Origin of the sequence: Granulicella pectinivorans (genome assembly GCF_900114625.1) — a bacterium.
Taxonomy (GTDB): domain Bacteria; phylum Acidobacteriota; class Terriglobia; order Terriglobales; family Acidobacteriaceae; genus Edaphobacter; species Edaphobacter pectinivorans.
Genome location: NZ_FOZL01000001.1, coordinates 1,759,869 through 1,785,777 on the forward strand (window position 1 = coordinate 1,759,869; position 25,909 = coordinate 1,785,777).

The window sequence follows — 25,909 nt, forward strand, 5'->3', positions numbered from 1 at the left end:
CACGGAGGCGACAGCGCGGTCGGGTAGCGATATCCGAGGAAAGAGTTAAATGAGCCTGTTGGAATTCTTGTCGCAAGCGTTTATCGACTTCTTCGGTATCACTCAGCCTGATGAGAAGGCCAAGAAACGGGCAACTCTTTTCATTTGTGCGCTTCTGAGCTTGCTCGTCCTCATCCCGGGACTCGTTCTTTGGATCATCTATACTCGCTCACATTAGCTCCTCTGGAGTTCAGGTCGCACCAGCGATCCGAAGTAGAGGGCGATTCGATCTATAGAAACCTATGCCAGAAGCATCTCTTGGTTTCCCTAATGCTTAACGGCCTCCCCGCCGTCGACGCTGTCCAGAGCTGCCAAGCTCAGCATCTCTCCTGAACAACTTGCCTGAAAGTTGTTTAGAATCTCCGCTGGCCAGAAGCCGACTCCTTGCTCAAAAGGTCCTTACTAAACCGAATCGTGCCTGGAATGGTTCGACGGGGTGGAACACGTCTGTGAATGCTGGAGTAGCGGCCGGGGTTATCTGAGAGGTATAGGCGTAGTCGATGTCGTGGTCACGGCGGTTCGGCAAATTTAGTAGCTCGACCGCCACGCGCCATCGATGGTTGAATCGGTAGCCGATCTCCCCATTGAGCAACGCCGTTGCCTGTGAGCGGTACGCTCCGTCGGAGGTGAGATCGCGCGGACCGAAGTAACGCAGGCGCAAACTCGCCGTGAAGCCTTTGTAGTCGTGCAGCGTGACGCCCGAAGAAATCACTAAGCCAACCGCTTCAGGCACACGCTTACCGCCCAGGCTCTCCGGCGCTGCATCGTCTTCATCGATGGCTGTGAACAGTGACCTAGAGTTCGCCAGATCGAAGTCAAAGGCCAGGTGCTTCAGAGGCGTGTAGTAGTTCGCCCACTCCACGCCATAGCGATTGCTCGGCTGCTTTGAGGCCACCGTGTCTCCGGTATCGCCGGACTGCTGTAGTTCGGAAGTACTGTGGAAATACCAGACGGAGACGGTGCTTTGGAGATGTGGCAGGGCCGTCGTGCGAACGCCGATCTCACCCCCCTTGGTGGGGATCAGTGCCGGAATCCTTGAGGCAGGCGTGTTGGGGTAAGGATTGTCCGCCGAGACCGGTTCGACCGTTTGCGTTGCTCCACGCCCGTCGTTGCTGTGAAAACTGAATCCGCTCTGCGCATAGAACTCGGTGTTCGCCCACGGACCGAAGATCAAACTCGCCTTCGGGCTGGGCAGCACCTTGATTGCAGTGCCGGAGTTTGCCGCCGTCACCAGGCTGGTCACGTCGAAGTGCTCTACGTCGCCGCGCATGGCGATGACAGAGCGGAACCGTTCCGCCCACTGGATTTTGTTCTCCACATAGAAACCAGGCTGCGTCTCCGTGAAACGATCCGCTTCCGTCGTCGCCGGAAGTGTGTTGCCGGTGGAGGAATCCGTCTTATCCACCCGAATGCGATCCTCCGATTGGAAAAGACCATTTTGAATCCAATCGTTGCGGACCTGTAGGCCGAAGGTGTTTTCAACCCTGCGACCAAACCATCGGCTGAAGATCCTGTGGTGTGCGTCCAGGCCGGCCACCCAGCGACGATCTTTCTGTTCGAACTGGTCGCCGCGATTGGGGTCGGTGAGGAAGTAGGTGAAATCAGAGAACAGATCGAGATCGTAGTAAAAGCCGTAAGCGGTGATCCTGGTGTCGGAGTGAGCGTTTTGCCGTTGCCATTCAGACTGCAGGCTGTATCGCTGGGAATGACCACCTTCAGTCGGATTCAGGGTGCCGAAGAATCCGACCAGCGGTACGGCACTTTCGGGAATCTGATCGCTTGAGTTCCATCGTCCGTGATAGCCACGTGCCGTGATGCTGAAGCCATTGGCATCGTCTCCTTGGCTGTAGGTGAGAAGCCCGTTGAACTTGGAGTAATTGTCAGGATGCGTCCATGGACCATCATCGTGATACGCTTCTCCGCCGTACAGCAGATTGCCCAAACCTAGCTTTTGCGATGCTCCGAAAACGGCACGCCCATAGCCGTACATCCCGCCTTCCACCTGAACGAAGTTCTGGGGGAGCGTCTTGAAGAATTCCAGATGGGCCGAACCAGCCGAGCCATAGTTTCCGACATCGGCGTAATAGGGGCCCTTTTCGTAATTCACCCGCTGCACAAACTCCGGGATCACGGTATTCATGTCCGCATACCCTTCGCCGTGCGCGTGTGAGGGCAGGTTGAGCGGCATACCGTCGATGAAGATCGCGAAATCCGTGCCATGGTCGAGATTGAAGCCACGGAGAAAGTACTGGTTTGCCTTCCCGCCACCGGCGTGTTGCGTGATGATGACCCCGGGGACCGTCTCCAGAACCTCACCCGAACGAAGAATCGGACGATCCTGGATCTCCGATGCGCCCACCGTTCCTTGAGTCGCGGAATTTGCAATTCCGGTAAGGTCGTCGTCTCGGCCTTCCACCTCGATCATGGAGGTCACGGCGCTTACGGTCAGAACGATACGCAGCGACGTTTGCGGCTCGGTGAGGCCCAAAGTGAACCTGATTTCTTGGGTCTCAAAATCCGTTTTAGAGGCCGCGAGGCGGTACGCCCCTGGCGGCAGTCCGGGCAGATCGAAGGCTCCGTTCCTGTCCGTCTGCGTTGTGCTCGTTACAGTCCCGTTTGCACTCTGAACCTGCACGGTAGCGCGGGCTACGAGTGCTCCGGTAGTGTCCATCACCGTTCCTGAGATATTCAAGGGGAGAGCCCTTCTTGTGACAGCGTCCGGCGTTGCTTTCTGGAGGGCGCTCGCCTGTCGGGGGTGGAGCGCGCAGAAAGGAACGATCACCAGCAGGGCTGCGGTGAGATACCTCATAGGGCCTTCCAGGTCAGTTCCAGGATGACGACAAAGCTGAGAGATACTCCAAAGCAAGATCGAACCGGATACAGCAAGTGCGCCGAAGTCATATTTCAATCGTATTCGGTTCAACTCCCGCTTCGTTCCTCAGGGCAAAGTCCATTGCAAGCAAACGCCTTGTGGGGGATGCAACATGGGATTGAGGGAATGCACTCACTTATTCCCACGAAGACACATGGGCAACTGCGGCAAGAGCATGGGGCTCTGCGCAAAATTTGCCGGGACGAGACAGAGATGCTTCAATGGTGTAATTGCGGAAGCTTATCGCCATTGCGTTGCTGGCCTTCTTCGGCCTGCCGTTTGCCTCCACGCTCCTCGCGCTCACGCCGAAGAGTGAACCAAACCTGCCTGCGTGCTGCCGACGCAATGGCAAGCACCACTGCATGATGAGTATGGCGGAGCGTGAAAAGTTGGCCGGCGATAAGCCAGCTTTTGTATCACCCCCCGATAAGTGTCCGTTCGCGCCGTCTCATGCGCTCATTGCACCAAACCGCGATCAAGTTGGTCTGTTACCCGGCAGTGCAATCTTCGCGGGCCTCATCAGCCATCCTGCAGTCTATCCGCAGGTTCTGGCCCAGTGGCGCATCAACCGCGAACGTTCGAATCAGAAGCGCGGCCCCCCGACCGCCTGAAATCGTCCCCGAATTCATAGCAGCATGAACAGCCTCCCTTACGGGGAGACACGTCGTCGTGCATGTTCTCGCCGGTGAATGGCTGATTTCGGGAGAAGGCCATGTGCAAAGTGGGGAATTCTCTCATCCTGTCCCTGTTGTGCATGACGTAGCTGGTTGGTGTCCCCGTCTTCAAGTAGGTCTCTGGAGGATTCCACTTCAATGGCCCTCGGGAGAAATCAGTTGAGATTCTCTCTCGTTTTCGCTCCTGCTCAGGGAGCAATGCGAAGCGGCGAATCGCTGTAGATGTTCGTTCAACAGGCAAGGAGTGTTGAAGAAGAGATTGCGTAAGTTCTTAGCCATTGCGTTGCTTGCCGTCTTCGGCTTGCCGTTCGTCTCTCCTCTCCTCGCGATGACCGCGAGAAGTGAGGCGAATCTGCCTGCGTGCTGCAGGAAGCATGGCAAACACCACTGCATGATGAGCGCGGTGGAACGCGATCTTCTGAATGATGGCAAGCCTGCGTTTACCGCACCGCTTGAAAGATGCCCATACTCGCCTGCAGCCATCCTGGGTACGAACCATCCGTCCAAGCTCGCGTACCCGGCATGGCAGATGATCCATGCGGATTTCGCCACCTACGCTGTAGGGGATACAGGCACTACTAAGTTGCACGTAGCCCGTGACCGAGCACACTGTAAACGTGGTCCTCCCGCTCGCTTCCTCTTTTGAAGTCGGACCTTAGTGTGCGCCGCTGCCTACGCGAGACATGCTTACGCCTGAACTCGGAACTCGCAGTTACGGATACTCCATCACGCCTATCGTGAATTGGATGTCCCTGCACTTCCGCGAGAAAACCGCCCCGAGCGGAGAAGAGATGAAGAGAGATGAATAGACATTGGAAGACCTTGCTTGTCGCTGCCGTGGTGCTGACAAGCCTGCACGCGACCGTCGTCGCAGCTCAGGACACGACATCGACTGTAACGGGGCAAGTCGTCGATCCCGGCGATGCCGCCATCGTCGGTGCGCAGATCGACCTGCGCACAAGCAACGGGGCGAAGGTGCTCCGCACAACCTCGGACTCCCAGGGGCGATTTATGCTTCGCGGTCTCTCTGGAGGACGTTACGTATTAGACGTGCTGCACGATGGTTTTCAGGAAACCAAGCAAACGCTGGTGTTATCCGGCAACGTTATGGAGGCCACACGAGTCCAGATGCCTGTTTCTACGCTGACCCAGAGTGTGACCGTTTCCGCGAGCCCCGCGCTGGCGACAGAAACTCCGGTAAGCCAAAGTCAGGCTGAGGTAAGCCGTGAGGACTTCAAGAACTCTCCCGCAATTACGGTGGCCGATATCGTGAGCATGATGCCGGGCGTAACCTTCGTCCCTGGAAATGGTCCCCGCGACGTTGCGATCTCGGTACGTGGATCGAGCACGAGACAGACCTATGGCGTACGCAACATCAAGGTCTTCGAGGATGGCTTTCCTGTCACGCAGCCCGATGGCCTGGCGCGAACCGACCTCACCGACCCACACGCCTATAGCAGTGTCGACGTCGTTCGCGGACCGTCTTCGGCGCTCTACGGAAACTACGCCACGGGAGGCGCGATTAACTTCCACACGCGCTCTGGCAGCGAGATCAAGGGGCTTGAAGTCGGGGCAGACTTTGGCAGCTTCAACTACTTCAACGACTATGCAACGTATGGCGCTGGAGATGATCGCTATCAGCTGTCGGTGTTTCTGAGCAACGTGCGCGCGGATCAGGCCACGGTCAACAACCAGTTCAATACGGTGACCGCAAATATCCTCGCCAGCTTTGCCGCAACGCCGCATGATCGTATGACGTTCAAGTTCATCAACAACGACCTGGATACGAATCTCTCCATTCGTTTGTCGCGCGCGCAGTATCAATTGAATCCGTACCAGCTTGGCTGCCAGACGTATAGCGTGGCCTTCGCGACCAATGGTTGCGCCAGCGTCAGTGTCTACGTCAATGGATACAACGGAACAAGGCAGTCGCTCGGAGCTGCGGAGGCAGGCTTAAACCGCCACGACCGCCGCACGATCGTCGGCGCGAGGTATGAGCACGATCTGACGGAGAAGACGACTTGGCAGACGCAGTTCGTCTGGGATAACCGTGACGCCAATCAGCCAACGAGTTCCTCTGCCTATCGTGGAACGTTGCCGTCATTCAATGTGATGAGTGACCTGCTGCGCCACGGTTCTACCTTGGGCCGCTCGTCGACGACCGTCGTGGGCGGCTTCTTCAACTACGAGAACATCAACTCGACCAGTGCGAACCTGATGCCTGGTGGAAACGCGACCATCGGCGGCGCGACGCAGACGGTTCAGGGAAGTCACCTCAACTCCGGGTTCCACGCACGACAGGAGATGTCTTTGGGCGAACGATGGACTCTTGTAGCGGGTCTGGGCGGCGAGTACACGAAACTCAGTGCGCTGGCGAACAACTTCTCGTATCCGGTTGGAGGCACACCGACGATCTCGCCGGTGACTGCCAATCGTCCCTTCTTCAATGTCGCGCCGGAGGTGGGTGTGCAGTTCCGCCCGGACAATGCCTGGCGTCTGCATGCCCGCGTTGGGACTGGGTATGGCACGCCGCAGGCCACACAGCTCTTCACGACACCGCAGGGCGCCTTCGGCAATAACACCACGTTGAAGACGCAAAGGAACATCGGCATCGACACCGGTGCGGACTGGGCGTTGAGTTCCACGCTGCAGCTTTCCGGAACTTTCTTCTACGAGTGGTTCCGCAACGAGCAAGTGACGCAATCGCCGGGCGTAAACCTCCAGAGCTTCACCTTCAACGCGCCCGCATCGGCGCATCGCGGAGTGGAAGCGAGCCTCGATTGGCATCCATTGCCGCAGCGGCTCACGGGCCTGCGTCTTCGGACCGCATACACCTACGACAACCAAATCTACACAGACTACACGGAGCAGCTCACGACCGGAAGTGTGACCAATACATTCGCTCGCTCGAACAATCGCATCCCCGGTGTGCAGCCGCACTTCCTGGATGGGCGCGTGATCTACGATCAGTCCACGGGCTCGCTGCGCGGCTTGGGTGGATATGTCGAAGCCACCTGGCGTGACCAGTACTTCCTGGATAACGCGAACCTGCTCACGGCTCCCGGATACACGCTGCTCAACCTCAGCTTGCATTACGACCCGCCCGTCGGGCACGGCTTCACATCGCGCCTTCGGTTCTTCTTCGATCTGCAGAACCTTGCGAACAAGACGTATGTCGGCTCAGCTGGAAACATTACGGATTCTCTGAACACATCGGGGCAACAAAACGGGGCCAGCGTACTCGCAAACTCCACTGGCTCCATCTACGCAGGAACGCCGCGGGCTTCCTACGGTGGAGTGCGCGTCCGTTTCTAGTAGTCCATGACCAGCGGGGGGCAGAGTGTCTCTGCTCCCCGCAAAAGGAGGCATCATGAGCAACGCAACAAAGAGCGAAGAGACGCACGAACAGGGCCGCCGGCACTACCGTGCCGTATGGCGATGGCACTTCTACGCGGGAATCTTCTGTATCCCCTTTGTCGTCTGGCTGGCCTGCACCGGATCGTACTTCAAGAAAGTCCGGCAGATGACGGGCGCTGCAGCCCTTCATCAGGATTGGACGAACGGCCGTTCGTCGGAGCTTGCCGAACGAGCCTCTTCCAACAGAAACGTGCTAGGGTCGCAGGACGGCATGCCGGGGATGGAGTACGCCGGACATATGGGGCACACGATGCCATTGACGATTGGCACTCCGAACAACGCACCGTTCAATGTCCTTGTCTCGACGGCCTATTCGCTGCGCCTGGCAGACCCGGTTGAGGTCATGCCTGCGATGAGGCCCGGAGAGACATGGGCTCTTGCGGTTTACCTGCCCGAGATGGCAGCCTCGCTTATCCTTGTGCTACTGGTTGAAAAGTTTGTGCTTTCCCGGATTCCGTCTGTCAGCCGCTGGCTGGGATTGGTTCGGGCATGACCGAGTGGTCCCAAATCGTTGGATCGCATCCTGAACTGTATGTGAAAGGGAGTGGCATGAACAATCGACGTACTTTCCTGAAAGCTGCTGCACTGTCTGCCACCTCTGCCGTCGTATCCGCGAGAGGGCGCGCGGAGCAGGCAGTAAAACCTAGGCCCGCACTCACGCCGAATTCCATTCCTGTCGGCACCTTGCCGCAGCATTTCGACGTCGAACCGGGCATCCACAATCTGGAGAACGGCTACTGGGGAATCATGCCGCGTGCGGTTGCCCAGATTTATGCCGAACAGACGATGTACGTGAATCGAAACAACTCCATCTGGGCGAGGAACGTTCTACCTGGAGGAGCCTGTTTGGCCGCCGGTGGGCGCGAGGCTAGGGAAGCGGTCGCGAAGATGGTCGGTTGTGCGACAGAGGAGATTGCCATCACACGCAGTGGTTCGGACGCTTTGCAAGCGTTGATCACCAACTACAAAGACATTCATCCGGGCGACGCAGTCATCTACTGTGACCTCGACTATGACGCGATGATTGCAGCGATGGATTGGCTTGGCGATCATCGCGGTGCTCAAGTGGCGAAGTTCGCTATGCCGGAGCCAGCCACGACCGAGAATATTCTTGCCGCGTACGATGCTGTACTCAAACGGACGCCAAATGCGAAGCTCCTGCTGGTCACCCAGGTATCGAACCGGACCGGACTCGTGACGCCGGTCAAGAAAATCGTCGCCATGGCCCGTGGACGGGGAGTCGATACGGTCGTGGACATCGCTCACGGCGTCGCGTGTCTCGACTTCCAGATCGATGATCTTGGATGTGATTTTGCCGGTTGGTCGGTGCATAAGTGGACTTCCGCCCCGCTCGGCACAGGTGCCATGTACATCCGCAAAAGCCGACTCGATGCAATCGACGTAGCCTATGACAATCACGACATTCCTGCGACCGACATCACCGCACGTGTACCCGCCGGAACGGTGAACTTTGCCGCTTTACTCACCATTCCTACTGCAGTAAAGTTTCACTTCGCAGTCGGTGGCGCGGCAAAGGAGAAGCATTTGCGTGATCTTCGGAACCGCTGGGTTGACCAGGTTCGTGGCGTGCGCAACGTCGAGATCTGCGTGCCGGATGATCCGAAGAGATACTGCGCGATTACGAGCTTTCGATTGAAGGGCATGCAAACAGACGAGCAAGCCCAGCGCCTGCAACACGTCCTCTTTGAGAAGTACCGCGTTCATACAGTTTGGCGACATGGCATTGCGAAGGGACCGGTCATCCGGGTGACACCGGGCCTGTACAGTACGATGGCTGATTCCGATGCTCTCGCTAAGGCTTTGCAACTAGAGAACTCAATGTTCGTATAGCTGGTCAAAACAATGTTTCCACTCTCTGGATAGTCTCGGCGTTAAGCTCTGTGCCTGCTTCAGAAGCTATGGACATGTCACGGAGTCGTGCGAAGCCGAGACGCGTTCCTTTGCGAAGAAACGCTAATGCTGCCGCAGCGGACGGAGGTTGTGCGATTCAGCTTCCGGCCGCTGCCTTTCCGGCCACCGCTCGTCAACTTCGCGGGAGAGACGTTCTGCGCTTCCTGATGCTTCGCGCGGTGGTACAGAGTGGCGGATCAGCGCTACAGGGCGTCTTCGACTGGTCGCACTTGAAACGCCGCTGTCTCGCTGCCAAAGTAACGGCGGCGCACCCAGAATGCGACATTGACCAGGCCGATGAGCGCGGGCACCTCAATCAGAGGACCCACGACCCCTACAAAAGCCTCTCCCGAGTTCAAGCCGAAGACGGCCACGGAAACAGCAATCGCCAGTTCGAAGTTATTTCCTGCGGCGGTGAAAGAGAGCGTTGCGGATTGGGCATAGTTCGCCCCCAACTTCTTGCCCATCCAGAAGCTCACGAGGAACATGATGAGGAAGTAGATGACCAGGGGGACGGCGATTTTCACCACGTCGAGCGGCAAGCGAACAATCAGGTCGCCCTTGAGCGAGAACATCACGAGGATGGTAAACAGCAGAGCGACAAGAGTGAGGGGGCTGATACAGGGGACGAAACGTGTGCGATACCACTCCTCGCCCCTAAGCCGGATAAGAAGGAACCGGGTTAAAAAGCCAGCGACAAATGGAACTCCAAGGTAAAGACCGACGCTCTTGGCAATCTGTCCGATGCCGATCTGAACGACACTTCCTTCAAAACCAAACCACTTCGGTAGCGCCGTCAGAAATGCCCAGGCATAAAGGCTGTAGAAGAGCACCTGAAAGACACTGTTGATTGCCACGAGGCCGGCAACATAATCGGTGTCGCCTTCCGCCAGTTCGTTCCAGACCAGCACCATAGCGATGCAGCGTGCGATGCCGATCAGGATCAACCCTCTCACATAGGCAGGCTCACCGCGCAGAAAGACAATTGCCAAAAGGAACATCAGTATCGGGCCGATGAGCCAGTTCTGTGCCAGAGACAGGCCGAGGACACGTTTGTTGCGAAAGACCTCGCCGAGCTTCTCGTATCTGACTTTCGCTAAAGGCGGAAACATCATGATGATGAGGCCGATGGCGATCGGTATATTCGTCGTGCCGGTTTGGAAGCGACTGACGAATCCGGCAGTCGATGGAATGAAGTGGCCGATGGCCACGCCAATCGCCATCGCAAGGAAGATCCAAAGTGTTAGGAGTCGATCAAGAAACGAGAGCTGCTTGCGGGCCGCAGGAACACAAATTCGCCCCTGAGTGAAAGGGCTGCTAGACATTAGCAGTCCTCGCAGGAAGTTTGCTGAAGCGTTGTCGGAATGGGTGCGCCGTCGAGCAATGCGTATTTGGATGGAGAACAACAAGCCTTTGAGAGGTGCGCCTGATCATACATCATCGCCTTGTCTTCCTTGAGCCAGCCCAGGGTCTGTTTCAGGATTTGCGCGGCCCCGATGTGCGGCGGCATGACGATCCGATAGTGCATCCACTTTCCCTCGCGCCGTGCCGCGACAATACCCGCGCTCCGCAGGTAGGCGAGGTGTCTTGAAATCTTTGGCTGGGGTCCGCCAAGAATCTCAACGAAGTAGCAGACGCAAATCTCCTGATCTCCCAGCAGGTTCAGGAGGCGGAGCCGTGTATTGTCGCCGAGAGCTTGAAAGAACCGCTCGACATTGAATTTCTGTTTTGCCATATCTGAATGTATACGCCTTGACGAATGCGAAAGCAAAAAATATATTCACCTAAGCAGATATGAGGAGACAATATGTCAGAGGAGCTTTTGGATTCGGTGAAGTCGAAGTACGGGGCAGTCGCGGAAAGCACTTTGTCGAACAACAATGCAGGGGTGCAAGCTGTCGCCGAGGCCTTCGGTTACACCGCCGAGGAACTGACCTCGATTCCTGCTGAGGCCAACATGGGCCTTTCCTGCGGCAATCCGACTGCTACGGCGCATCTCCGGCCTGGGGAAGTGGTCGTCGATCTTGGTTCAGGGGGAGGTCTTGATGTGTTCCTGGCGGCCAGGATGGTTGGGCCAACAGGCCGCGCGATTGGCATCGACATGACCACGGCCATGATCGAACGCGCTAGGGCCAATGCTCAGTCGGGTGGCTACACCAATGTCGATTTCTACCAGTCCACGATCGATAAGATTCCGCTTCCCAACGCGTCGGTCGATTGCGTCATTTCGAATTGCGTCCTGAACCTCGCTCCCGATAAGCCCGCCGTCTTCCGTGAAATTGCCCGCGTCCTCAAGCCAGGCGGGAGAGTCGCTGTCAGCGACATCGCGCTGAAGCACGACCTTCCCGAGGCCGTCGCGCAAAGCATGGCCGCGTACGTTGGCTGCATCGCCGGGGCCATCAAGATGGACGACTACAAGAATGGTTTGCTCTCAGCTGGCTTCGAACACGTCGAGATTGTGGACAGTGGCGCGGACCTGAACGCTTATGCCAAGGTTGAAAATCAGGCCGGTTGCTGCTCCCCTGCAATGGACACGACGAACCCGCTCCAGGTAGTCGAGGGGGCTTGCTGTACCCCAGCGCTGGTTGAGCCTTCGCTGCATGACGATCTGACGACTCTTCTCTCGCAGCATGATGTGAATGCAGCCGCTGCGAGCGTTAAGGTGTATGCAATCAAGCCTCATGTTGGAGACTCCAAAGCCTGCTGCGGTCCGAACTGCTGTGCTTGAAGACTCGTAGCGAACCGAATGAATCATAAGGAGCTTCCATGCCGCACTACAACGTTCTCTTTCTCTGCCCGGCAACTCCGCCCGTTCGATCATGGCCGAGGCGATGATGAACCGGAAAGGGCTCGAGCACTTCACAGCCTTTAGCGCGGGCAGTCACCCAACTGGCGTGGTGCGGCCGGAAGCCATTCGCCAGATTGAGATGGCGGGGCTCAGCGCGGCGGAGGCACGCAGCAAATCTTGAGACGAATTCTCGAAATCGGACGCACCATACCTTAGCTTTTGTGTTCACGGTCTGCGACAAGGCTGCAAGCGAAGTCTGCCCATTATGGCCAGGACAGCCTATGACGGCGCATTGGGGCATCCCCGATCCGGCCACGGCGCAGGGGAGCCCGGCGGAGATCGAACGCGCTTGCAGTCAGGCTTTCCAGTCTCTCGACCGGCGCATGAGTCTCTTTCTCTGCCTGCCGTTTGCTACGATCGATACCTTCGCCCTCCTAGAAAAGCTCAGCGAAATAGGAAAGAGTTAGGCATCTATACAACTCACCTGAGTAGCCCGTGGGAACCAGTTCAGATGGCGAGCCAGGCATGGAGCCTAAAACAGATCGAACAACGAAGGGAAACAGAATGCACAAGGTAATCTTCGCCTGCGTCCACAATGCCGGTCGCTCCCAGATGGCGGCGGCTTTCTTCAACGTGCTTGCCGATCCTACGAAGGCGCAAGCGGTATCTGCGGGAACGGAGCCGGGATCGCGCGTGCATCCGGAAGTTTTATCCGTCATGCAAGAGGTTGGAATCGACCTCAGTTTCGCTAAGCCTCAGAAGCTGACTCAAGAACTCGCAAATGATGCGGCATTGCTCATCACAATGGGGTGCGGGGACAAGTGCCCTTACGTTCCGGGCTTGTGCCGAGACGACTGGCCGCTACGTGACCCAAAGGGCCTACCTATCGAAGAGGTAAGGGCAATTCGGGATGAGGTAAGAGCGAGGGTGCAGAATATCATCGCGGCAGAGAGCTTAGGGACATAGAAGAAGCGCACCCTTGGCGATTGTGCTTCTTCTCTCCGACCCCCGGCGATGCCTTTGGAGCAATGGGTAACAGGCTCATTTCTTAGTGTTGATTTCATGTTCCAACGTCAGGCCAGCCAGAATCGCCTCAAATGTTGGAGGCTCGCGGTAGAACATTTCGCCCATGGCACGGTAGTCCCTTTCGAGTGCGGGGAACTGGCTTTCGGGAGGACTCAAGCGGAATGAGCCGGGCACGGCCAAGTCGTAACGTGCCCAGGAAGAATAGTAAAAGCGTTCCTTGAATTCGACGACTGATTTCAGCAATGCCAAGTCGGAAAGTGCAGCACGCCTGATCGGACTCTCGCTCAGCTTGTAGAGGTCGTAATAGTGCCGCGAGTCCCGGGCAGGAATCGCCCCTGGACGATGGGCTTCTTGTTGGAGGATCGTTGCCTTCTCCCAGAACGTCCGCTTTGCATCAATAGCGATGACCTCAAGAACAGTTGGGCACCCACCAAGGTCCAGGAAGTCTCTGGGTGAAAACGCCCACCCTCCTCCCGTCCCTCAAATGCGATATCGGATTCGCCATTGCGATGTCGTCGTACTGTGCCAGATTTACTTTGTCGTATAGATCTCCGCCTCCAGAATGCTGAGCACAGGAGCGCTCTGTTTGCCGGTTGGCTCAGCCTGGTCAACCTTGCCGTTCACTTCGACAAGTTGATGCACCTCTTCAACATCCATCGGAGAATCCGTAAGCTGAATGCGCAAGTGAGTGCCGGGCTTCGCCGTATGCAGCGGCAGCGTGATGTAGCCGAGGCTAGTAGGAGTCAGTCCCTGGTAGACCGTGTCGCCGTCCAGGGTGATGCGGAGCGGATACCGTCGCAGTCGGAAGCTGCCTAGTTTCAGGTCCATCGACTCCGGTATCGATGGCTCTGCAAGCGTGTACTCGATCCATGCCTGATCAAGCATGGCACTGACAGGTCGCGCGTCCGGCTCAGCATGCCGGATTGGATATCCGTCGGTGTCCATGTCCGTGCGTGTCACTGAGGCGTTGCTCCAGAAAGTTGTCTCATTGTCGTCGTAAGATCTCCGGGCACTCTCAGAATTGCGGCCGGCGTCCGAAGCGACAATCTCAATCGGCGTTCGAGTGATGGTGAAGGAAGCACCCAGCGGGGTCGGTCCACGTTCCAGACGAACAGGCAGGGAAGAGGTTGGCTCGAAACGGCTCAGACCATCCTTCTGGATAACGGGCAAGGTTGTGAGCGTAACCTCCGCCGACTTCAGCCCATCGGACTCCGCGATCAAGCGGATCGTCCCGGGTTGCGTGGTGGAGCGCACTGAGACGCGATTGATACCACCTTCCACGGGCAAATTCGGCGACAGGATGAAATTGTCATCGTGTAGAAACGGCGCCACTGGCGTCGGGCTCATCCCTGGTGCGTTGCTCGTCTGCGTGTTGACCGGCACCGGTTGCGACGAACCCTCTGCAATGCCACCGCGCCACTCTCCGTTACCTGTGATCCGAAAATGAACCATGTTGAGCGCAGTAGGAACGCGACGTCCCAGGACATCGATGGCTTCGACGTCGACCAGCGCAAGATCCGATCCGTCCGCGTGCATACCGCCCGGCGCGATATGCCTCGTCAGGCGGAGAGCGACTGGTTGCCCGGTGCTGGCAAGATGATCCTTCAACACAGTCTTGCCTCGAGTGTCATAGCCGACCGCCTCCAGTGCACCCGCTTGAAAGGGAATATCCGCGAACGTAAACAGGAAGTCGTGTGTCGGTTTCTGCCGGCCAAGCGAGCGGCCATTCAGTTTGAGTTCGACCTCCGCCGTGGTGGCGACCACATACACCGTCCGCACCGTCCCCGCCGCATAGTTCCAATGCCCTGTGATGTGGATATGCGGCCGCTCCGGAGTGACCCAGCCGTCCCACATCGTTTGGTGGGCATAGAAGGCGTCCTTGGGCAGACGCATTGCGTCCACCTCACCAGAGCGGCGGTAGTTGTTATCCCCGCGGAAGTGCGAGTTCTCGTCGATCCAGCTTATGTTCACTCCACCTGCTGAAACCCGCTTCCCCGTTCCCGGGCGCACGCGAAAGTAGTCATCCCAGCGCCTGATGTCCTCAAGCGTGAAGCTGTCCTGGTTCCGGTTGTAAAGCGGCGAATCCTTGTGAAAGGGGGGTGTTGCCTCATTCCAGAATTTACGAGCGCCCTCATCGCGGTTGTACTCGTGTGCCCACAGTGGTTTCGTGGCCGACTTGTCGATATACAACATTTCGCCGCCGTACTCCGCGCTATGCGAGGCCAGCATCTCGCGCGAGCCAATCGCGCGTCCTCCGTGGGGGTCGAACTGATTGCGAACCTGGAGCATATCCTGCATATGCTCCTCGCGAATCCCCTTGTTTCCGGATTCGTAGAAAAGAATCGAAGGATTGTTGCGGTTGTAGACGATGCTGTCCCGCATCAGTTCCACGCGCGCCTCCCATTCACGTCCCTTGGGATCGCCCTCCGCATCTCCTGCGGGCATGGACTGCGGTAGACCGACGCGATCGCACGATTCAATATCCTGCTTGCTGGGCGTGACGTGCATCCAGCGAACCAGGTTTGCGTTGTCAGACACCATGAGACCATTCGAAAAGTCCGACACCCAGGGCGGAACATCTGTGCCCAATCCCGGCCATTCATTCGTAGAACGCGCTGCATATCCGTGGATCTGCATAACCCGTCCATTCAGAAAAATCATGCCGTCATGGAATGCGGTCTGCCGGAAGCCTGTGCGCGTAGTGACCGCATCGGAGGGCTTGCCATCGATCAGCAACGCGGTCACGACGTCGTACAGATAGCCATAGCCCCAACTCCAGAAGTGGAGGTCGTGTGCCACGGTCTGCGTCTTCAAGACGCCGATGCCTCCTGCATCGAGAGTGACCGCGGCCGAGGTGGAGGATGCAACCAGCTTGCCGTTCAACTCCCGCACCTCGGCATACAAGCGCACAGTCCGCGCCGCCTTGCTGTCGTTGCGTATCTGCGATTCCACGTGAACGGTGGCGAGATGCTTCGCGAGGTCGAAGCCCTCTGCCCAGACGTACTGCCCGATGGTGCCAAGCGAACTGTATAGCGGAAGCGTCTGATGGACGGCCGGTACGATATGCAGTCGCACGTTCTTATTGATGCCGCCGAAGTTGGAATAGAAGTTGCTGTTATTCCATTGGATAGGAGAGTTCGTCGCCTTCTCGCGATAGTCCCACCGATTGTCGGTGCGGACCGCCAGTATGTTCTCGCCGGGTTTCAGATGCGATGTCAGGTCGAAACCGAAGGCCATGACGCCGTTCTCGCTGCGGCCGAGCCATTCGCCATTGAGATACACCTCCGCGGCGAGTCGCACTCCCTGAAACTCGATCAGAACTCGGCTATCCGGAGCCATCGCCGGAAGACGGAAGTGCTTGCGGTACCACGCGATCCCCGTCGGCTGATCGTGAATGGACACACGGTAGGCATAGTCCTCGTTCCAGGCATGCGGCAACGTCACGCTCTTCCAACTGGCATCGTCGAAGAGAGGCTTCTCGGCGCCCGAGGGATCGCCGACATCCAGCCGCCATCCTTCGTTGAAGTTGTAGTTCGCTCTCTGGGCAAGCCCTGGAGATGTCGCCAGTGCGATAGCAAGCACCCAAATGAGAAAACCGCAGATTCGTCGAATAGTGCGGCGTGCAGCAAGTGGAGCGGGATGCCAGGTTCCCTTCAGTTTGCAGCGTGAAGCTGCAGCCCTGTCAACTACACCGACTCCAAAAGCTGCTGAAATTCCCATCATGTGTGATCCCTTCATGGAGCAACCTGATCGTGGCAGGTTGCCTTTGAGTTGTTCAACAACGTCCAGCTTCAACGCACTGTCTGGAGGTAGGATCTCATCCCGGACCGCGCATGGGACGAGATGATTCTTCATCCCTTCTTCAAGACAAAAAGGATGTGCGCCTTTGGGGGTAAAGACGCACATCTCCGGGTTAGAAGACGAGACGCCCGGTGAACTGGAACTGACGATTCCCACTGGCGCTGGTCAGTTTGCCGAAGGAGGTCGATCCCGGGTTGGTGACATCAGCGGCAGACCATGTTTGCGACTGTGACATCGAGAAGGTGACGTGATTGGTGACATCCAGACAATCGGCGCGGAAGACGAACTTCAAACGCTCCTTCATCAAGGGAAACGTGCGTGACAGTGAGGCATTCAGGTTGTAAGCGGCAGGATTCCGCAAGCCGAGGAATCGTGGTGCGCCCCCGATCTTTGTGATTGGGACGGCGGTACTTGCAGCGCCGGACGGAAGTGGAAAGCTGTTCGGCGTCGAGAAGGCTGTCCCATCGAGATAGGAGGTCTGCGAGTAGCCCGTGTAGGTTTGGTTGACGTTATAGTTGCCGTTCTTGCGGATGGAGTCCTTGCGGTTGGCCACAAGATCGGGCATGCAGGTCCCGGTGGATGGGAAGGTGCATCCGGAGCCGACGACATAGATGCCAGTGCCTGAGCGATAGGTGAAGATCTCAGACAAGTCCCATCCACCTGCGATGTTACGCGCGATCCAGTTGTCGCTCCCTATCTTGTTCTTTCCGAATGGCGACTTGAAGACACCGAAGATATTCAGGTTGTGTGGAAGGTTAGTCGTGACCACATCACGGTCGGACCGGTTATTGCCGGGGATGGCGACGCCGTTGGATGAGGCTACTGCCGGAACCGGAAAGGCACTTCGCGTGGTTCCGTCATCGCCGATGTTGCGTGACCAGGTGTAGTTCGCGGTGAAATTGATGCCCTTGTAGGCACGCATCTTCACCGTCAATTCGAGCGCGTTGTAGCTGATATTGGCGATATTGGCGTACGTGCTGGACGGTGGGGAGGAGTACTGCGGAAATGGCTGAAGCATGCGGCCGATCTTCGGGGTGGTGCTGATGGCTCCTGCCGCGGCATACCCGGGATAGGGCACGGTCACGGCCGGATCGGCTGCCTGCGCGATGGCGATGTTGGCAGCCGTTGCTTGCGCGTTGAGGATGTTGGTCGCCCTGTCGGTCGCAAGCGTCGATCCCAGCGCAGCGACATAAGCGGGATCGATCTGACCCGACCAATAGCCCGGAACCGTGGCGCCTGCGACGAAATGGGATTGACTGCCGGAGTAGTTCAGCGTCACCGTCAGGTCTCTGGTAACGGCCTGTTGGACGCCGAGGTTATAGAACTCGAACATTGGAGCGCGGCTCGAAAGGTAGGGATCGACGAACGGAGGAGCGCCGGAGGGTGTGACGTACTTTCCGCCGCTCACATAGTTGCCGGTGTTCAGCGTCAGGGCGGAGGCATTGGGCTGGGTCGGCAGAGGGACGACGTAGCCAGGACCGCCGAAGTTGGTGTTTGCCAGGCCGGTTGCCTGGAAAGCTTGACTATTGTTCAGGTAGTAGCTGGGGCCCGCTCCGGCTCCCGTGGTCACAGCCGTTGGCAGAATGATGTTGGAGCTGTAACCGAGGGTGCTGGGGCCACCGGATCCGCGGCCACCAACGCCGCCTGCATGGGAGTAGGCGATCGCATAGCCAACACGAAAGACCGTCTTGCTGGTTGGAGCGTACTCGATACCCAGGCGCGGCCCAAAGTTCTTCTTCCAGGTCGGCACCGGCGAGTGGCACTCGCAACTGATGGCTGAGCCGCGGTAACCTGCGAACTCCAACTGTCCGGGGCTGTTCGTCAAGGGATTGATCGCGGACGGATTCAGAAAGCTCCAGCGGTCGAGAACCTCACGATACGAAGGCAGGTAGTCCCACCGGAGACCGAGGTTGGCGGTGAGCTTCGGTGTGATCTTCCAGTCATCCTGAATGTAAGGAGAGATGGGACGGAAGCGGCTGCCAGTCTCCGTGAAGGATGGCACGCTGGTAGAGCCGCTGTTGACTGCTCCAAGCAGAAAGCTGGCGTAACCGTATCCGGACGGCGCAGCGGCAGTTCCCGTGTTCAGCGTGGTGCCGCTGAAGTTCGCTGTCGAGATCGGCGAAAACGCTTGGGTGTAGATCCCGGAGGCGCCAAGTTGGGCGACCGCGTTGCTCTGTAGCCACTGCATCAGGAAGCCGATCGTCAGGTTGTGCTGTCCCTTGGTCCAGACGAAGTTGTCGACAATATCGAAGGAGTTCGGCACGGTCACATAGGACCGTTGAGAATTGACCCAGGTTGTCGGCGAGTTGACGAACCCGGCCGACGTCGAAAAGGACGTGCTCGGAAAATTGCCTCCCGCCTGGCCTTCAGGAAGGCCACCGATGCCCACGTCAGGTCCTGCGCGATACGGTGCCAGCTCGTAGGTTGGAGCGTTCACCGGCATGGCAAACCGCGTGTACCCATAGGTGAACTGGTTGACCATGCGACTGGTGATCACCCAGTTGTGTTCCACAAACATGAAAGTCGGTGCGAGGACGGAGCTCGTCGCGGCGGTGTAGGGCAGGGGCAGCGTCGCTCCGTAGCCGATCGAACCTCGCACGCCATGCACGAAAGCGAAGGCAAGGCGCTGTCTGGGAGTTAGGTCATAGGTAACCTTGGCGACGATCTCGTGGTTGGCGTAACCGGAAGCGCCTGTGGTCAGGTAGTTGTTGACCAATCCCGGCAGGTTTGGGTTCGGAAGAAATTTCTGCTCATACTGCGAGATCGATGAGAGGTAGTTAGTTGGGAGGATGTTGTTGGTGAGCACGCCGTTCTTCAGGGCTTGAAAGGGCTGGCGGCTGCATGTGGTGGCCGTAGGACAAGCGTTGGTGGTGGGGTTGTACAGATAAGTGCCGGTGCCGAGCTCGGTGAAGTCGCCCGTCCTCATCAACGGAGTGGGGACGGTAAAGAGCGCGGAGGATCCGCTGCTGGTGCCGTGGAACTGGTCGTAGTTCGCGAAGAAAAATCCCTTCTTGTGCGTGAAGGGAATGGGGCCACCAGCCGAGGCCGAGACCTCCAGTTGATGCTCGGCAGCCTTGCCGGCGGGCACCTGTGTCGCCACGCCGTTGATGATGGCGTACTGCGTCCTCTGATTGCCGGCAAAGCCCCAGGTATCAAACGCGGTATTGCGAATCACCGTGACGAGTTGGCCATGATAGCGGTCCCCGCCCGTCTTGATGGCGAGGTTGATGGCGCCTGCGCCCTGGTACTCGGCAGAAGGTGCGCTGGAGATGACCTGCAACTGTTCAACGGCCTCGACGGGAACACCGTTGCTGACGACACGGTTATCGCCCTGCTGTTGAATGGTCGTGGTTGGAATGCCGTCGATGTAGACTTCCGCGAGGTAGTCGCCGGTGCCGGAAAAGATCGGAGCGCGGGTGCCGCTCTGCGCGCCAACGGTGAGAGTCGCGAAAGAGGTCGGATCACGCTGCTGACCACCCATCACGAGAGGGAGAGACTCATAGGTCTCATTCGTGATAACGGCACCGACTGTAGCGCTGGTCGTCTGCATCAACGGTGGTGCTGTCGTGACCGTAACGCTGTCACTGGCGCTGCCGACCTGCAGCATCAGGTTCAGACCGGTCGTCGTCAGACCGTTGACCTCGATGTTCTCCTGCTTCAACGTCTGGAATCCCGGGGCAGTCGCCGTCACGGTGTACACGCCTGGAAGCAGCGGCGTGACGTTGTAAAGTCCCGCACCGGAGCTCTTGCGAACGCTTGCCACCCCGGACGCTTGATTGGTGGCGGTGACGATGGCATTTGGAATGACGGAACCCGTCGCATCAAGCACCGACCCTTCGAGCGCTCCCTGGCCCGTTGTCTGAGACCGCATACTGGTCACACTCAAAAACAGAACGAACGCCGACAGAAAAAAGACGACACGCTGCGTGAACCACGCAGTTCTTTTCAATCTCATTACCCTGGACTCCTCGAAAGAACAAATCGTGGAAACTCAACCCTCCGGTAAAAACCGAATGAGCAATAGTTTCTCGTTTGAATTGCAGGAGAAGTCTAGAGTGCCAAAACAAGGATTGTGATCTGACTAAAGTCGGAGTGCCGGGAAGAAAGTTCGCATGGCTCTAGAGGCGAACGTAGCCTCGGCGGAGTGCCTGGAGTACGGCTTGTGTGCGGTCTGTGACGCCGAAGTGCGAAAGAATGACACCGACGTGGCATTTCACCGTGCCTTCGGAAATCCCAAGGTCTGCGGCGATGGCGCGATTGCTCTTGCCTTGTCCAATGAGTGTCAGCACCTCTTGTTCGCGAGGGCTCAGTTTCCCCGCCGAACGGTCCATGACGGCTTGCGATACCTCCGGAGGCATATAGGTCTTGCCCGCATAGACACGCCGGATGCCCTGTAACAGGCGATCGGAGCTCATGCCTTTGATGATGTAGGCGGCTGCCCCAGCCTGGAGCGCCTGATGAATATCCTCATCGCCCTCATAGGTCGTCAAGACAAGAACCTGGGTGAAACCATGGACTATATTCAATGTGCGGATAGCTTCAAGACCGCTTAGGCCGGGAAGCCGAAGGTCCATGAGAACCACATCTGGACGAGCCTTCTCAAAGGATCGTAAGGCATCGATGGCCGTACTGTGCTCTCCGAAGACAACCATGTCCTTTTGCGAACTGATGATAGCGCACAACCCCGCCCTGACCACGGGATGATCGTCCACGACAACCACTCGTATTGGGCCCGCGTCCTCGATCAATCTGTCTTCACCGTGGTTCTTCGTACCATCCTTGCCTGTAACGGCAGTATAAGACGTACTGTGCTTCCTCGACCCTCACCGGAATGAATATCGATGGATCCACCGATTCGCTGAAGCCGCTCGTACATGCTGACGAGCCCAAAATGGCCAGAGGACTGCGAGCGCTCTACAGGATCGAAGCCCTTTCCATCATCGACCACGTCAATCGCCAGTCGAGTAGAACTCGTCTGTAGCTTCACATGCAGGCTGGTTGCATCGGCGTGCGCAACGGCGTTGAAGATCGCCTCGCGAGTAGACATAAACAACTCGTGCTGCACACTGGGTTGAAGAGTGATCTCCGGACCGCTGCGTGTGAACGCGATCCGTAGATTGGAGCCCCGCGGTTGCTGTCGAATCAGTGCATCCAACTCCGCTCCGAGTTCGCGCAACTCTTCCGTCCGTCGCAAGTCGGAGATCGCCGCCCGAGCATCCTGGATGGTCTTCGTGACCTCTTCCCGTGCGTACTGCAAGGGGGATCGGACTTGCAAAGCGTTGCCCTCCACGCTTGTCATGGGGGACTCGTTCAGGGATGCAGCTTCGAGCAGGGAAGAGACGCCAATGCAGCCCTGCAGCAATGTATCGTGCATCTCTCTCGCGACACGATTGCGCTCCTCGGCGACAGCTTGAAAGCGTAAGGCGATTTGCCGTATCCGGAACGCATGCCAGGCCCATGCGGCCAAGGGAACAGCCAGGGCACACAGCAGCAGAAACCAGGGCCGCTGCCACAATGGGCCAATCTGGACGATCTCCAATTCGTCTTGGAAGACTCGATCGTCATCCGGCCAGCGCGTCTCGACCTGGAAGTGATAGGTCCCTGCTGGAAGTCCGGAGTAGCTGGACGAGGCGCCCGGCTCGAGTTCGCTCCATCGATCTTCGAGCCCCAGGAGACGGCGTCGAATCTGCAGGCCCCGCCGGGAACTCAACAGCACAGGAGACGCCATGATCTGAAGGTTGTGGGTGGAGGGCATCAACGTAAGTGAACGTGTCGTTGCCACGGGAGTGCCATCGACCGTGATCTGTTCGATATTCACGGGCGGTGGTGCCTGCGTTATGGCGGCTCTGTCTGCCGAGAGATGAAGCAGCCCGAGATGGGTGCCGTACCAAGCGCCACCTTCTTGATCCGTCTGTCCGTTGGCAGGTAATCCACCGCTTAACTCCGTCGCGGTTTCACGCGAGACACTGAAGATCTCCGGCAGATGCTCCAGCCGCATGGTGCGCATCGCTTCTCCTCTGCCTTGCTTTGTCATCGGCTGTGACTCCGCAACCTCTGCAGGAGAAAAACGGAAGATGGTACCGGGCTGCGCGACCAGAAGCCGCCCGCGGGCGTCTTTGAGTACCGACAGCACCGCCTGTGTCGTTGAACCCTGGTCGGGCAGAACAAGCCGGCGAAGACGATCTCCGGAAAGCAGATACAAGCCGGACTCCGCGCCGATCCAGAGTCGATCCTCTGCCTCACGAAAAAGTGACCACACGCGCTGCTGGCCGAGCAAGGTACAGGGAGCACAGTCCTGATATTGTCCGTCGCGCAGAAGGAACAAGCCGTTTGCCGTGCCCGTCCAGAGACCGCCCTTGGGCGCCAGCGCCATGGAGTAAACCGGCTGGTGCGGAGCACGCGCCGATCGTTGGTATGAGGTCGCCGCGCCATCCCGCCAGAGTGCGACCCCGCTGTCTGTTGCGATCCAGATGCTGTTCCCTTCACCCTGCAGAAAGCCTCTGACATAGCCGGTTCCGAGGTCGGAAGAGTGATTCTCCACTTTGCCGCTACCGAAACGGTAGGCGCCATGACCCATGGTTCCTACCCACAATGCACCTTGAGCAGCGCGCAGGACGGATCGGATGCGAAAGCTCCCCAGGGAAGGGAAATGCAATGAAGTTTGTTTGCCTTCGACCAGACGCGTCACGTCGCCGGCGTTGAGCCATACCGATCCATCGCGATCGAGAAAGACACTGGCGAAATCGGTCTTGACCGCGCTGGAGACGTCCCAAAGAGTCATTCCGGAATCACTGAATCGTGTCAGGCCGGCTTGGGTTCCAATCCAAAGGTCTCGATCAGTATCGAGAGCCAAAGCAAGAATCACGCGGCTAACGTGTGCTTCCGTGGGACCGACGGGAACGAATTTCAAATCCCCTCGCGAGACCAGCAGTCCATTTCCCGCCGTGGCGATCCACAGTCGGCCGCGAGAGTCTTGCAACATGTTTCTAACGTCCCATGGAGCGTCTGGAACTGTTTGTAAAACTCCAGCTTCGGTGCGTTGTAAGAGCCCATAACTGGTCCCGATCCAAAGGGTGCCATCGGCCGCCTGCGACAAGCTGCGAATCCGCAGGCCTCCTTGCTGACGAGGCACCGCGATCTCCTGGAAGCGGTTCGCCTGATAGTGGAGCAGCCGATGCCCGCCGAACCACAGACCTCCTGCACCATCGGCCACAATCGCGGAGACACTGGGATCCTTCAAACCCGGTACGCTTTGAAATCGGTCCTCCTTGAGCCGAAAGATGCCGTGGTCAGTTCCGGTCCAGATATCGCCGGAGCGATCTTCATAGAGCACTCGCACGGTCAGTGTTCCCCGGCCGTCCCCGAGGGCAAAGATGCGGACCCCATCGGGTGTGATGCGCACGATGCCGCCGTTATTCGCCCCGACCCACAGGCTACCGTCTCGTGCCGCAAGGAGACAGGAAACTCCAAACTGACGCAGCATCGGAACCCGCGTGTTGATCTCATCGCGAAAGTGGTAGCCGTCAAAACGAACCAGACCATGGGGGGTCCCCAACCAGAGAAAGTGATCGGCCGTCTGCACGATGGCTTGAATCTCTTGATCGGGAAGACCGTCTTCCGTGCGCCAGGTATGCTGTGTCAACCCATCGACGCCTTCCTGCGTGCGGGCATAAGGCGAAGTTCCAAAGAAGAAAGACGTAAGCAGGATTGTAAGAAGAAATTTTTCCATAGTGTTTCCCGTCCGACGAACATCCACCGTCCGAGAACGAGTTGGCACGATTCTAATCGGTGTCCGTTCATCTTAGGACGAGCTGCCAACCCGCCAGGCTTGCTCGAGCCTCTTTCGACGCTGGGCGAACCAGTCAATCCGTCTTTCTCGCCACGCCCGGACAGGCGAACGTCTGCAGCACTTTCTCGATCACGCCGATACCTTCACGCCGGAGGCTACGATCCCCGGTGACGACAGGTCTCCCTTGAGAACATGCAGATCGTGGGCGCCGTAACTGTTGACCATGGCTTTTCTGGGTGCCGCATGGATGGATACACGTGTTCTTCCGCTCGTCTCCGTCGGTTGAAATACCGTCATGGGAAGGAACTTCTATCCCCGCGATGACGTGTGAGCAACGCGACTCTACTTGGGCGGCAAGGCGGGGAGACAATCGATCTGTCGACTCCCCGAACGGCGAGATGGGTCTATCCATCTACCCGCTTTCGCTCCCCCGCTGAGTGACAGAGAAGGCGCACTCCGATCACCGGCAGCACAAGCGTAAGCGGATGAGCGAACAACCTCATCCGCCGATGACTCCCCAGGCATGGGCGGGAGCGTTCCCCCTTGTTTCATTCCATCCGCTGAGCATGTGACCGTCACGCGGTTCCGCAGAGTAGAGCCTGCCGATGACGATCACACTCCCCTACTGTTCTTCCCTGGTCTGGAGCATTCTCCTCATGAACTCTTCTTCTGTCCCTATCAACTTCCGGTGGCACATTCTTAGACTTCGCATCTTCCTGCTCTCTATCGTCTGTTTCGCGTTGTTCGGTCCGACGGCGCACGCGCAGCAGCTTGGCTGGGAGGGAGAGACGGGCGTCTTTGTGACGCCTCTGGCGTACACGGTTGCGACCCCGGAATGTAAGTTCGCTCCACCCGTGATTGCGTATCACTTTCTGAATGCGGGCAGCGTCATCGGCCGGTTCAACCAGCTCAGCATCACCAGCGGATTCGCGAAGCGCGTCGAGTTCGGCTATACGCGCACGATCCATGAGGGTGGCAGCGATGCGACCCTGAGTCCTCTGTGGACGGAAGGCTTCAACACGTTTCATGCGAAAGGTTCGCTGATCCCGGAGAACGCCTGGAAGAAGGCCTGGATGCCGCAGGTCTCGACCGGCTTTATGCTGCGGACACAGGTCCGCAACGTGGGCGGGCAGATGCAGAACAAGGACACCACCAACGCCGACGTCTATCTTGTGGCGACGAAGACGATCACGCAGCTCAAGCCGATGTCGCTGATCCTCTCGGGCGGTGTGCAGGGCACGAACGCGGAGCTGATCGGGCTCGGTGGCAACGCGAGCCATTGGGATCCGGTAGGCTTTGGCGCCGCGGCCGTTGTCTTTCAGGGGCCGGCCAAGAGCGCGATCGTGCTTGGAGTCGAGATGGCTCAGCAGCCGCGGCATCCGGACCAGTTGCCGAACGCCGTAATCCGAACGGTCTTCGTCTATGCGCTACGCGTGATTCCAAGCCCAAGGCTGAAGTTGAACGTGGACTTCGGGATTCTGCAAGGGCCGGGGCAGATTGCCACCGGAGTGGACCTGAAGGCGAAGGACTGCCAGGGTGTTGCAATCTCGTATGCTTTCTAGCCGATGGCATCGCAACGCACCCAACGCAAC

At 58.0% G+C, this 25,909-nt stretch carries 18 protein-coding genes; 9 read left to right on the forward strand and 9 right to left on the reverse strand.

Going from position 1 to position 25,909, the window contains the following annotated elements; translation table 11 throughout:
• Window positions 1-427: 427 nt before the first annotated feature.
• Window positions 428-2,848: a TonB-dependent receptor gene (locus tag BM400_RS07095; protein ID WP_089837946.1), complete on the reverse strand. Its 2,421-nt coding sequence runs from the start codon at window positions 2,846-2,848 to the stop codon at window positions 428-430.
• Window positions 2,849-3,141: 293 nt separating this feature from the next.
• Here BM400_RS07095 and BM400_RS07100 point away from each other — a divergent pair, with 293 nt between their 5' ends.
• The 4 genes from BM400_RS07100 to BM400_RS07120 all read left to right on the forward strand — a co-directional run bounded on the left by BM400_RS07100 (window position 3,142) and on the right by BM400_RS07120 (window position 8,853).
• Window positions 3,142-3,522 carry a hypothetical protein gene (locus tag BM400_RS07100; protein WP_089837948.1) on the forward strand — a complete coding sequence of 127 codons (381 nt, stop codon included), beginning with the start codon at window positions 3,142-3,144 and terminating at the stop codon, window positions 3,520-3,522.
• A gap of 864 nt (window positions 3,523-4,386) precedes the next feature.
• Window positions 4,387-6,900: a TonB-dependent receptor gene (locus BM400_RS07110; protein WP_089837953.1), complete on the forward strand. Its 2,514-nt coding sequence runs from the start codon at window positions 4,387-4,389 to the stop codon at window positions 6,898-6,900.
• 55 nt (window positions 6,901-6,955) lie between these two features.
• A complete protein-coding gene (locus BM400_RS07115; protein WP_089837956.1) occupies window positions 6,956-7,495 on the forward strand; it encodes a PepSY domain-containing protein in 540 nt (179 codons plus the stop codon).
• Window positions 7,496-7,551: 56 nt separating this feature from the next.
• Window positions 7,552-8,853 (forward strand): aminotransferase class V-fold PLP-dependent enzyme, encoded by a 1,302-nt coding sequence (locus BM400_RS07120; RefSeq protein WP_089837958.1) that lies wholly within the window; start codon window positions 7,552-7,554, stop codon window positions 8,851-8,853.
• Between the two features lie 263 nt (window positions 8,854-9,116).
• Here BM400_RS07120 and arsB read toward each other — a convergent pair whose 3' ends face one another.
• Window positions 9,117-10,238, reverse strand: coding sequence for an ACR3 family arsenite efflux transporter (arsB, locus tag BM400_RS07125; RefSeq protein WP_089837959.1), 1,122 nt, complete (start codon window positions 10,236-10,238; stop codon window positions 9,117-9,119).
• A complete protein-coding gene (locus BM400_RS07130; protein ID WP_089837962.1) occupies window positions 10,238-10,648 on the reverse strand; it encodes a metalloregulator ArsR/SmtB family transcription factor in 411 nt (136 codons plus the stop codon). The genes arsB and BM400_RS07130 overlap by 1 nt, the downstream gene beginning before the upstream one ends.
• A gap of 72 nt (window positions 10,649-10,720) precedes the next feature.
• On the opposite strand from BM400_RS07130, the gene arsM reads away from it, so the two are divergent.
• From arsM to BM400_RS07145, 4 genes are all read left to right on the forward strand, one after another.
• The gene (gene arsM / locus BM400_RS07135; RefSeq protein WP_089837964.1) at window positions 10,721-11,641 is read left to right on the forward strand and encodes an arsenite methyltransferase; all 921 of its coding nucleotides are present in this window, start codon (window positions 10,721-10,723) and stop codon (window positions 11,639-11,641) included.
• Window positions 11,642-11,732: 91 nt separating this feature from the next.
• Window positions 11,733-11,882 carry a low molecular weight phosphatase family protein gene (locus tag BM400_RS22950; RefSeq protein ID WP_245781729.1) on the forward strand — a complete coding sequence of 50 codons (150 nt, stop codon included), beginning with the start codon at window positions 11,733-11,735 and terminating at the stop codon, window positions 11,880-11,882.
• Between the two features lie 100 nt (window positions 11,883-11,982).
• The gene (locus BM400_RS22955) at window positions 11,983-12,168 is read left to right on the forward strand and encodes a low molecular weight phosphatase family protein (protein WP_245781730.1); all 186 of its coding nucleotides are present in this window, start codon (window positions 11,983-11,985) and stop codon (window positions 12,166-12,168) included.
• Window positions 12,169-12,265: 97 nt separating this feature from the next.
• Window positions 12,266-12,667 carry an arsenate reductase ArsC gene (locus tag BM400_RS07145; RefSeq protein WP_089837966.1) on the forward strand — a complete coding sequence of 134 codons (402 nt, stop codon included), beginning with the start codon at window positions 12,266-12,268 and terminating at the stop codon, window positions 12,665-12,667.
• A 75-nt stretch (window positions 12,668-12,742) separates the two neighbouring features.
• On the opposite strand, the gene BM400_RS07150 is transcribed toward BM400_RS07145, so the two are convergent.
• The 6 genes from BM400_RS07150 to BM400_RS21975 form a co-directional block, all read right to left on the reverse strand.
• A complete protein-coding gene (locus tag BM400_RS07150; protein ID WP_089837968.1) occupies window positions 12,743-13,168 on the reverse strand; it encodes a nucleotidyl transferase AbiEii/AbiGii toxin family protein in 426 nt (141 codons plus the stop codon).
• A 90-nt stretch (window positions 13,169-13,258) separates the two neighbouring features.
• Entirely contained in the window at window positions 13,259-16,309 is a 3,051-nt protein-coding gene (locus BM400_RS07155; protein ID WP_245781731.1) for a glycoside hydrolase family 2 protein, read from the reverse strand.
• Window positions 16,310-16,640: 331 nt separating this feature from the next.
• Window positions 16,641-20,483 (reverse strand): TonB-dependent receptor, encoded by a 3,843-nt coding sequence (locus BM400_RS07160; RefSeq protein ID WP_089837970.1) that lies wholly within the window; start codon window positions 20,481-20,483, stop codon window positions 16,641-16,643.
• A 163-nt stretch (window positions 20,484-20,646) separates the two neighbouring features.
• Window positions 20,647-21,249 carry a response regulator gene (locus BM400_RS07165; RefSeq protein WP_342714603.1) on the reverse strand — a complete coding sequence of 201 codons (603 nt, stop codon included), beginning with the start codon at window positions 21,247-21,249 and terminating at the stop codon, window positions 20,647-20,649.
• Between the two features lie 23 nt (window positions 21,250-21,272).
• The gene (locus BM400_RS07170) at window positions 21,273-24,257 is read right to left on the reverse strand and encodes a sensor histidine kinase (RefSeq protein WP_089837974.1); all 2,985 of its coding nucleotides are present in this window, start codon (window positions 24,255-24,257) and stop codon (window positions 21,273-21,275) included.
• Between the two features lie 189 nt (window positions 24,258-24,446).
• Window positions 24,447-24,614 carry a hypothetical protein gene (locus BM400_RS21975; protein WP_175528906.1) on the reverse strand — a complete coding sequence of 56 codons (168 nt, stop codon included), beginning with the start codon at window positions 24,612-24,614 and terminating at the stop codon, window positions 24,447-24,449.
• A 359-nt stretch (window positions 24,615-24,973) separates the two neighbouring features.
• On the opposite strand from BM400_RS21975, the gene BM400_RS07175 reads away from it, so the two are divergent.
• Window positions 24,974-25,879: a DUF3034 family protein gene (locus BM400_RS07175; protein ID WP_175528907.1), complete on the forward strand. Its 906-nt coding sequence runs from the start codon at window positions 24,974-24,976 to the stop codon at window positions 25,877-25,879.
• Window positions 25,880-25,909 lie beyond the last annotated feature (30 nt).

Excerpts from the sequence above, each read along its gene's own strand:
- BM400_RS07095 (WP_089837946.1), bottom strand. The coding sequence starts at position 2,848 with ATGAGGTATCTCACCGCAGCCCTGCTGGTGATCGTTCCTTTCTGCGCG.
- BM400_RS07110 (WP_089837953.1), top strand. The coding sequence starts at position 4,387 with ATGAATAGACATTGGAAGACCTTGCTTGTCGCTGCCGTGGTGCTGACA.
- BM400_RS07115 (WP_089837956.1), top strand. The coding sequence starts at position 6,956 with ATGAGCAACGCAACAAAGAGCGAAGAGACGCACGAACAGGGCCGCCGG.
- BM400_RS07120 (WP_089837958.1), top strand. The coding sequence starts at position 7,552 with ATGAACAATCGACGTACTTTCCTGAAAGCTGCTGCACTGTCTGCCACC.
- arsB (WP_089837959.1), bottom strand. The coding sequence starts at position 10,238 with ATGTCTAGCAGCCCTTTCACTCAGGGGCGAATTTGTGTTCCTGCGGCC.
- BM400_RS07130 (WP_089837962.1), bottom strand. The coding sequence starts at position 10,648 with ATGGCAAAACAGAAATTCAATGTCGAGCGGTTCTTTCAAGCTCTCGGC.
- arsM (WP_089837964.1), top strand. The coding sequence starts at position 10,721 with ATGTCAGAGGAGCTTTTGGATTCGGTGAAGTCGAAGTACGGGGCAGTC.
- BM400_RS22950 (WP_245781729.1), top strand. The coding sequence starts at position 11,733 with ATGGCCGAGGCGATGATGAACCGGAAAGGGCTCGAGCACTTCACAGCC.
- BM400_RS22955 (WP_245781730.1), top strand. The coding sequence starts at position 11,983 with ATGACGGCGCATTGGGGCATCCCCGATCCGGCCACGGCGCAGGGGAGC.
- BM400_RS07145 (WP_089837966.1), top strand. The coding sequence starts at position 12,266 with ATGCACAAGGTAATCTTCGCCTGCGTCCACAATGCCGGTCGCTCCCAG.
- BM400_RS07160 (WP_089837970.1), bottom strand. The coding sequence starts at position 20,483 with ATGAGATTGAAAAGAACTGCGTGGTTCACGCAGCGTGTCGTCTTTTTT.
- BM400_RS07170 (WP_089837974.1), bottom strand. The coding sequence starts at position 24,257 with ATGGAAAAATTTCTTCTTACAATCCTGCTTACGTCTTTCTTCTTTGGA.
- BM400_RS21975 (WP_175528906.1), bottom strand. The coding sequence starts at position 24,614 with ATGACGGTATTTCAACCGACGGAGACGAGCGGAAGAACACGTGTATCC.
- BM400_RS07175 (WP_175528907.1), top strand. The coding sequence starts at position 24,974 with ATGAACTCTTCTTCTGTCCCTATCAACTTCCGGTGGCACATTCTTAGA.